The organism is Enterobacter cloacae complex sp. P43RS (genome assembly GCF_014930585.1).
Classification (GTDB): domain Bacteria; phylum Pseudomonadota; class Gammaproteobacteria; order Enterobacterales; family Enterobacteriaceae; genus Enterobacter; species Enterobacter bugandensis.
This window is the reverse complement of record NZ_JADBRJ010000019.1, coordinates 33,510-40,915: the sequence shown is the minus strand read 5'-3', so window position 1 is coordinate 40,915 and position 7,406 is coordinate 33,510. Positions and strand designations below refer to the sequence as shown.

The window sequence follows — 7,406 nt, the reverse complement described above, 5'->3', positions numbered from 1 at the left end:
ATGTTAAAAAGTGTTCACCATGTCCCCGAACACCTGTCTACCATGTCCCCGGACTGTACACCCACGGGGAGAGGGCGCAAACACTAAAAACGGCAATCAGGGATTGCCGTTTTGCTTTTATTTCCGCGTTAATTTCTCAAGATCCGCTTCAATCTCGCTGATCTTGTTGGTGACAACGCTTTCAAGGTGACGCAGATCGTCGAGGATCTTACGCTTGAGATCGACTTCGGTGCGATCGCGCTGGCAAATCTGATCGAGTTCATCGATCACATAGCGCAGGTTAGGGCTGATTTCCTGCACCTCTTTGTACCCTTGTCCTACGCCGTCAGCGACGACGGTCTTACGCTGGCGTGGATATTTAAACTTCACGCTCTTGGCGAAAAACTCTCCTTTATCCTTGTGAAAATAGATTTTTAAAATGTCGTTGTTGGCTTCCTGGCGAAGGCTGTAACGATCGATTTCATCAGGATTGGTAATGCCCAGACTTTTCAGATTATCGTACATAGCGGTACCCTTATCTCAACATAACCTTTGAATAATTAATGAAAAAATTCCTTTTTGCCACCCTCATATACAAAAAAAGCGGGGTCGATCCTGATTACATTTCACTGAAATTACCGGGCAGGGAAGGTGCATTGCCCCCACTCGTTTATTGTTGTTTTTAACGACTACGTCAAGTGGAAATCAATTTAATACCAAAACCTGACGATCTGAGCGCTAGCGCAATAAGGCGATGGAGGCCAGCATTTCGCTTTCCGTGGTGTTAATTTCCTGTTCCAACAGTTCGTCGATCCGCTGTTTTTTGATTGCCTGATTGACGCCGAACAGATCGAGCTTATCCAGCAGGAACATCACCAGCGCCGTAATCACGGCGGTCAGGACCGATGAGAGTAAAATGGGGAGCGGTCCTGGTAGACCAAGGCCGCTGAGCCATGACTCAAGGCCAATAGCCGCAAAGACGGAAAGAGAACCTGCTACAAGCTTAAGAATGGCATCGCCTTTTTGGGCCATACTGCTGTGTTTATCCCTGAGGATCGGTGCCGTCTGCATCAGGACCTTAAAGCCTTCTTTTACCATCCGCATGATGTTTTTGAACACGCCAACGAAGCAGTTAACCATCCCTTCCAGCAGCATCGACACGAAATTTTTAATAAAGCCGACGGCAACATCTTTTAATAAAACGACAGCATTTTTGAGAATGTGATCTTTCATGCGACCAAGACGAATCGACAGAGCCTGCGAAAAATCGCTCGCACCTACGCCAGCTTCAATACCGTGCGTTAAACAGCTGCGCAGCTCATAGTAAAGAGGCTTGATAATGAAGAGAATGAGATCGCCCAGCGACTGATGACCTGATGCCTGGGCCGCATCTTTCGCCAGAACTTTTTGGACGTCGCGATCCTTGCGGATATTATCAAATACGGTTTCATTGGTTTTGGTATCCATCGTTTGCTGTGCGATGTCCATTTTCTCGACCATCACCTGCCGCGTTTTGATTTCCTCTTCTGTTAGCGGATGCGCGACATCTTTTTTCCCTTTTTTGACAACTACAAAGCCCTGATCGATCTCCTGCTGGAGTTCTTCGCGGGTTTTAGCGAACTTACCGGTTTTCTCGCCACGGTTGTTTTGCATGCTGGTAACAGCATAATTTTCGTCAATATTGAGAATATTTTTGATGTCATCAAGCTTCAGAGCCTTGTTGCTTTTGAGGTTGTTGCATACTTCGGCGCAGGAGACGACATGATCGACTTCGGCAGCCTGCTTCTGCTCTCCCTCGCTTTTCGCATGTTTTTTGTACTGGTAGATCGTGCCGTTACCATATTCATCCTCAGCGCGCAGATTACCGGAGAAATGGTTCTCTTTACGGGCCTCCATTTTTGCACCATCGCGCATGTTCAGAGAGTCGTTGTTGCGCGTCATTTCGCCGCCGTTAAACGACGATTGTTCAGAAAAACGGTCAATGTTTTGACGCTCGTTCAAGTGCTCGCTGTAGCTATCCAGCATAAAGGCATTTCTTTCGGGCGCTTCGTAACTGAACGCCCGGCACTCCTGGTACAGGCGGGACGGGGTAACACCTTGTCGGGTGCCGATATTGCAGGCGCGCATTGTGCCGTCGAGCAGGCTGAGAAACACGGGTTCGAGGATATTGTCGATGGCGCTGCCCGTTGAGATTACGTCCAGGCGGGCCATAACGTCGTCGTTGCTGACCGTCAGGTTGGCCCCCATGATCGCTTCGCGGTAAATGCTGCCGGTATCGCACCCCTTTATAAATGCAGCATCGACTTCTCCGGTCAGATGAGCTTCGATGGCGGACGCCGTCGCCACGGATTTTAGCGCAGGGGCATTCCGCACCTGTTGCAGCTTTTTCATTCTGGCGAGATGTGCATTAAGATTTGTCATCCGTCGTCCTCAGGCCGCAACCAGTAAGTTCCAGGAGGCCATAAAATCACTTTCGCTTTGTGTTCTTAGCTCATCCTGACTTGCCATCATGCCAACAATGAGGCTAAACCTCTCCAGGCTTTTCGCATCGTTAAGCTGATATTCATTTATAAGTGACCAAACCGTTGGCAGATTGGGCGGTGTTTCGACCATCTCGACGATTTTCTGCTGAACGGCTTGAGGTAACTTTTCCCGCGGAACAAGACCAGACACTGCATCATCCAGCAGGGCAATATTTTCCGCTGGGGTCTTGCCATTAGCCTTGATGCAGCATGTCCCCAGCGCATACGCCGCGAGGATAAAGTCATCCCGTTTACTGATATCGCGCATCTTGTCCGCCAGTTCAGTCTGGAGTTTTTTGATCTTTTCGGCGTATTCAGCTTTTGCGATCTGCTGCCCTTCAGCAATCCCTTCGTCTTTGCCGTTATTTTTTCCCCATAAATACGTCCCGGCCAGAGTGACCAGACCTGCGATCCCCGCACCAATTATTTTGCCGTAATGACTCATTGCACGATTCCCGTTTATTGCCCTCAAGGCCAGATTATTATTTGCTGTTCACGAATAATATCGTTAATCCTGTTTTTCAACAAAGCTATGTTTTAAAAGAAAAAATTTGCATTAAGTAACGAGGTTAACTTGCTTGTAAAGAGATTCATCATTGTTACTTCAGCTGAGAAAAGGCGAGCGAGACGGGTATTCAAAAGCGGGGAAATGAGGCAAAGTTATCGCACAAAAGCGTAGCCCGCGGGGATAATGACATGTCAGGACGCATTGATTATCAGATCGAAAAATACAGCTTTGGCGCCGCAGATGAGAGCCCAAGGCTCGCGCACCAGTGGGCAGAAGTTGCCGCAGAGTGCCGCCAGCTAAAGGCGGGTGCGGAAGAGCGTTTACGTATTGCCTTACTGAACGTGGATTATGTCACCAGCTTCGAACTGCCGTTCCGACTGGTGCTGACCCGCGCCCCTCAGCTTATCGCCGGGCTGCGCGATGAGTTTCAGCTAAGCCAGAAGAACGTCATCTTTAACGGCAAGCGCTTTGGCTGCGTCTACAGCCTGAAAGCCGATCTCAATGCGATTCCTGAGGCTTTTCAGTACCGCATGAGCACCCGCATTCGGCGGATCGATCCCACCGGGCTTACTGCAGAGCCCTTCCGGCAGATCGCCAAAGAGGTAAAAGCGCCGCGTGAGCGACTGAAGCTGGCGCTTGAGTCGGGACTGGCCGTGACGGCTCTCGACGGGCTTTTCTGGCTGGGGAGCCAGCGTATGGCGGCGGATATCGCAGGGTTGAGAAAAAAGGGAATGGCAATCGCGACTGCGGAAACGGACGTTTTTGATGATTATACCGGGACGCACAGGCGCGTCCCGGTTTATCAACGCGTCGGGGATTAGTCGATGGTGCGCAGCAGTTCGTTGATGCCCACTTTACCGCGGGTTTTCGCATCCACTTTCTTCACGATAACGGCACAGTACAGGCTGTATTTACCGTCTTTTGACGGCAGGTTACCGGAAACCACCACGGAGCCCGCCGGAACGCGACCGTAGTGCACTTCGCCGGTTTCGCGATCGTAAATGCGGGTGCTCTGGCCGATGTAAACGCCCATGGAGATCACGGAGCCTTCTTCCACGATCACGCCTTCAACCACTTCTGAACGCGCGCCGATGAAGCAGTTGTCTTCGATGATGGTCGGGTTAGCCTGCAGTGGCTCCAGAACGCCACCGATGCCGACGCCGCCGGACAGGTGAACGTTTTTACCGATCTGCGCGCAGGAACCGACGGTTGCCCAGGTATCGACCATGGTGCCTTCGTCAACGTACGCACCGATGTTCACATAGGATGGCATCAGCACGGTGTTGCGTGCGATGAATGCACCCTGACGAACTGCTGCCGGTGGCACCACGCGGAAACCTTCTTTCTGGAAACGCGCTTCGTCGTAATCCGCGAATTTCATTGGCACTTTATCGAAGTAGCGGCTTTCTGCTCCGTCGATAACCTGGTTATCGTTGATGCGGAAAGAGAGCAGCACGGCCTTCTTCAGCCATTGATGAGTGACCCACTGACCGTCGATTTTTTCTGCCACGCGCAGGGCGCCGGAATCCAGCAGGGAAATAACCTGGTTTACCGCTTCACGGGTCACGGTATCCACATTTGCCGGAGTGATCTCGGCGCGACGCTCAAAAGCGGACTCAATAACGTTCTGTAACTGCTGCATTGTTTACTCTTTCCATTTCACTAAAAAACACGTCACCCTTTATCGTTTGGATTGAGGGCTGCTGTCAACCGTTGTTGCACTTCAAGCTGCAGGTCATTATTAAGGGCACGCCGGTCGGCGGTGGCGATTATAAATAAATCTTCTACTCGCTCGCCAATGGTTGTAATTCGGGCCCCATGAAGCGAAATTCCCAGATCGGCAAAAACTTGGCCGACGCGAGCAAGCAGCCCTGGCTGGTCGAGCGCGATCAGCTCCAGGAACGATTTACGGTCGGTGTGGGTCGGCAGGAAGTTGACCTCGGTATCGACAGTAAAATGACGCAGTTTCGCCGGCTGACGGCGCGGCTGCGGTGGCTGCCAGCTGCGCTGCGTGATTGCCTGCTCCAGACCGAAGCGTATCCCTTCATGCCTGTCCGAGGACAGCGGGCTGCCGTCCGGCTCCAGCACAATAAAGGTATCCATCGCCATGCCGTCGCGGGTGGTAAAAATCTGCGCGTCGTGAACGCTAAGGTTACGTCTGTCCAGCTCGGCGCAGACGGCAGCAAACAGATAAGGCCGGTCCGGGCTCCAGATGAATATCTCCGTTCCACCGCGCGTGGCCTGCGGGCTCAGCAGGATCATCGGTTGAGACAGATCGTGCTTCAGCAGGTGCCGCGCGTGCCAGGCAAGCTGGTTTGGGCTGTGGCGCACAAAATAGTTGGCACGGCAGCGGGCCCAAATCTGATGCAGCGCTTCTTCATCAATGTTATCCATCCGCAGCAGCGCCAGCGCCTGCAGCTGGTGATGACGCACGCGCTCGCGCATGTCCGGGGTGTTTTGCATCCCGCGTCGCAGCTGTTTTTCGGTGGCGAAGTACAGCTCGCGCAGCAGGCTCTGCTTCCAGCTGTTCCACAGGGTTTCGTTGGTGGCGCAAATATCGGCCACCGTCAGGCAGACCAGATAACGCAGACGGTTTTCCGTTTGAACTTCTTCGGCGAACTGCTTAATAACCTCAGGGTCCTGAATATCGCGACGCTGGGCGGTGACCGACATCAGCAGGTGATGGCGCACCAGCCAGGCGACCAGCTGCGTTTCGCGCGAATTGAGACCGTGCAGTTCGGCAAATTTCAGCACGTCCTGTGCGCCCAGCACCGAGTGATCGCCGCCGCGGCCCTTGGCGATGTCGTGGAACAGAGCGGCAATCAGGATCAGTTCCGGATGGGTCAGGCGCGGCCACAGCTCCACGCACAGCGGGTGGCGGGAGCGCGTCTCTTCTTTGGCAAAGCTTTCCAGCTTGAGCATCACGCGGATGGTGTGTTCATCCACCGTGTAGGCGTGGAACAGATCGAACTGCATCTGCCCGACGATGTGCGACCACTGCGGCATATAGGCCCACAGCACGCTGTGGCGGTGCATCGGCAGCAGCCCGCGGCTGACGGCACCCGGATGGCGGAGCATGCTCAGGAACAGCGAGCGCGCTTCCGGGATGTAACACAAAGGCTGCGTCAGATGGCGACGCGCGTGGCGCAGATGGCGCAGGGTGGTGGAGTAGATCCCGGTGATGGTGCTGTTGCGCACCATGGTATAGAACATCCGCAGGATCGCTTCCGGCTCGCGGATAAACAGCGTTTCGTCGCGCAGATCGATAAGCGTGCCGCGCAGCTGGAATTCATCGTCAATCGGGCGCGGCTTTTCGTCGGCAGTCAGGGCCAGAATGGCCTCGTCGAACAGCTGCAACAGCATCTGGTTCAGCTCGGTGACCCGGCGGGTGACGCGGAAGAAATCCTTCATCATTTGCTCAACCGGCTCGTTGCCTTCGCCCTGATAGTTCAGCCGCTGCGCTACGCTGAGCTGACGGTCAAACAGCAGGCGGTTATCGTAGCGGGTAACTTCCAGATGCAGGGCAAAACGGATGCGCCACAGCAGGTGCAGACACTCGTTTAGCTCGTTACGCTCGGCCTCGGTCAGGAAGCCAAAGCCGACCATCTCGTCCATCGAGGTGGCGCCAAAGTGGCGACGGGCGACCCACTGTAACGTGTGGATGTCGCGCAGGCCGCCGGGGCTGCTTTTAATATCGGGTTCAAGATTATAGCTGGTGCCGTGGTAGCGCTGGTGGCGCTGGTTTTGCTCCTCGACCTTGGCGGCGAAGAATTTCTCAGATGGCCAGAAGCCGTCGCTGAAAATATGCTTTTGCAGTTCCAGGAACAGCGCGACGTCGCCAATCAGTAGGCGGGTTTCAATCAGGTTGGTGGCGACGGTCAGGTCAGATAACCCCTCCAGCAGGCACTCTTCCAGGGTGCGCACGCTGTGGCCCACTTCAAGCTTGACGTCCCACAGCAGAGTCAGCAGTTCGCCTATTTTCTGCGCCTGTTCGTCCGGCAGCTTTTTGCGGCTCAGGATCAGCAGGTCGATATCGGAAAGCGGATGCAGCTCCCCGCGGCCATAGCCCCCGACGGCAACCAGCGCGACGTCGCTCACCTGCCCGAAACCGTAGTCGATCCACAGACGCTGCAGGAGCTGGTCGATAAATTCGGTGCGCGCTTCGATGAGCTGCTCGGCAGAGACGCCCGCGTCGAACGCGCTGCCCAGCCAGCGGTGGAAAACATCCATATGGGCTTTTATGTGCGCGCAGGTCAGCTCGTGCGGCGGCCAGACGCCCGGGTTATCGGGCTGATCGGGGAGGGTGGGAAGTGCTGTGTTAGCATACTGTTCGGGTAATAGATTACTCATCGTGCGCCACCCATAAGAAAAAGCTATCGCCATTAAAAAAGCCGGCA

At 54.1% G+C, this 7,406-nt stretch carries 6 protein-coding genes; 1 reads left to right on the top strand and 5 read right to left on the bottom strand.

What is annotated here, in order from left to right; all coding sequences use genetic code 11:
- Nucleotides 1-117 precede the first annotated feature (117 nt).
- The 3 genes from IM294_RS21530 to IM294_RS21520 all read right to left on the bottom strand — a co-directional run bounded on the left by IM294_RS21530 (nt 118) and on the right by IM294_RS21520 (nt 2,946).
- Nucleotides 118-504, bottom strand: a complete 387-nt coding sequence (locus IM294_RS21530) for a DUF3461 family protein (protein WP_014168696.1) — start codon at nt 502-504, stop codon at nt 118-120.
- A gap of 213 nt (nt 505-717) precedes the next feature.
- Complete coding sequence (locus tag IM294_RS21525) at nt 718-2,400, bottom strand: hypothetical protein (protein ID WP_126818805.1); 1,683 nt, start codon at nt 2,398-2,400, stop codon at nt 718-720.
- Nucleotides 2,401-2,409: 9 nt separating this feature from the next.
- Nucleotides 2,410-2,946 carry a hypothetical protein gene (locus IM294_RS21520; protein WP_047363662.1) on the bottom strand — a complete coding sequence of 179 codons (537 nt, stop codon included), beginning with the start codon at nt 2,944-2,946 and terminating at the stop codon, nt 2,410-2,412.
- A gap of 251 nt (nt 2,947-3,197) precedes the next feature.
- Between IM294_RS21520 and IM294_RS21515 the strand changes: the two genes are divergently transcribed.
- Nucleotides 3,198-3,830: a DNA-binding protein gene (locus IM294_RS21515; protein ID WP_063943775.1), complete on the top strand. Its 633-nt coding sequence runs from the start codon at nt 3,198-3,200 to the stop codon at nt 3,828-3,830.
- Here the strand turns inward: IM294_RS21515 and dapD are convergent.
- Both dapD and glnD read right to left on the bottom strand, forming a co-directional pair.
- Nucleotides 3,827-4,651, bottom strand: coding sequence for a 2,3,4,5-tetrahydropyridine-2,6-dicarboxylate N-succinyltransferase (dapD, locus tag IM294_RS21510; RefSeq protein ID WP_008501915.1), 825 nt, complete (start codon nt 4,649-4,651; stop codon nt 3,827-3,829). The two genes, IM294_RS21515 and dapD, sit on opposite strands and share 4 nt — an antisense overlap.
- Nucleotides 4,652-4,683: 32 nt before the next feature.
- Complete coding sequence (glnD, locus tag IM294_RS21505) at nt 4,684-7,359, bottom strand: bifunctional uridylyltransferase/uridylyl-removing protein GlnD (protein WP_008501914.1); 2,676 nt, start codon at nt 7,357-7,359, stop codon at nt 4,684-4,686.
- Nucleotides 7,360-7,406 lie beyond the last annotated feature (47 nt).

Bases quoted from the DNA above. Each gene is read 5' to 3' on its own strand.
- IM294_RS21530 (WP_014168696.1), bottom strand. From the start codon at position 504: ATGTACGATAATCTGAAAAGTCTGGGCATTACCAATCCTGATGAAATC.
- IM294_RS21525 (WP_126818805.1), bottom strand. From the start codon at position 2,400: ATGACAAATCTTAATGCACATCTCGCCAGAATGAAAAAGCTGCAACAG.
- IM294_RS21520 (WP_047363662.1), bottom strand. From the start codon at position 2,946: ATGAGTCATTACGGCAAAATAATTGGTGCGGGGATCGCAGGTCTGGTC.
- IM294_RS21515 (WP_063943775.1), top strand. From the start codon at position 3,198: ATGTCAGGACGCATTGATTATCAGATCGAAAAATACAGCTTTGGCGCC.
- dapD (WP_008501915.1), bottom strand. From the start codon at position 4,651: ATGCAGCAGTTACAGAACGTTATTGAGTCCGCTTTTGAGCGTCGCGCC.
- glnD (WP_008501914.1), bottom strand. From the start codon at position 7,359: ATGAGTAATCTATTACCCGAACAGTATGCTAACACAGCACTTCCCACC.